We start from the raw sequence: 947 nt of genomic DNA on the forward strand, positions 1-947 counted from the left end.
CGCATAATTTTCGCTGGGTCTGGTGATCACGAGTTGTCAGGTCCTCAGTGTGTAAAATTAGTTCCATTGGTTATCCTACCGGTACAGTTTGGGGAAAAAATGACAACAGAAATATCCAAGATTATCTACACAAAAACAGATGAAGCGCCAGCACTGGCAACCTATTCCTTACTTCCTATACTCAACGCTTTCACTTCCGCCGCTGGCGTGTCCGTTGATGAGAGCGACATTTCTTTAGCTGCACGTATCTTGGCAGCCTTCCCCGAGAAACTGACTGAAGAGCAACGCGTACCAGACGCGTTAGCTGAGTTGGGCGAATTAACGCTACATCCGGAAGCCAATATTATTAAATTGCCGAATATCAGTGCATCAATTCCTCAGTTGAAAGAAGCAATTAAAGAGCTACAGGATCAGGGTTATGATATTCCTGAGTACCCCGACGAAGCTGGCAGCGAGCAAGAAACAGAGATTAAAGCAAAGTATGCCAAAGTGTTGGGTAGTGCGGTAAACCCTGTTCTGCGTGAAGGTAATTCAGATCGTCGCGCGCCACCTTCCGTTAAAGCCTATGCGCGTAAATATCCACACTCCATGGGTAAGTGGAGTCAGGCGTCACGTACACATGTTGCCCATATGCGTAGCGGCGACTTTTACGACCAAGAGCAGTCTACGGTAATTGAAAAAGCTGGCAATGTTCGTATTGAACTTGTTGAAGCAGATGGAAAAGTGACCGTACTTAAAGAAAAGACAGCTGTCATTGAGAAAGAAGTGATCGATGGCATGTTTATGAGTGTTAAAGCTTTGCGTCAGTTCTTTGAAGAAGAGATGGAAGGTGCAAGAAGAGCTGACTTGTTGTTCTCTCTACATGTTAAAGCCACCATGATGAAGGTCTCGCATCCGATCGTATTTGGGCATGCGGTTACTGTTTACTTCAAAGAACTTTTTGAAAA

1 protein-coding gene is annotated in these 947 nt (G+C 45.0%); it reads left to right on the forward strand.

From position 1 onward, the window contains the following. Positions 1–99: 99 nt before the first annotated feature. Positions 100–947 (forward strand): NADP-dependent isocitrate dehydrogenase (locus A3763_RS19645; RefSeq protein WP_197483000.1); only part of this gene is annotated, 848 nt, incomplete at its 3' end.

The sequence above is a fragment of the Oleiphilus sp. HI0128 genome, from assembly GCF_001635365.1.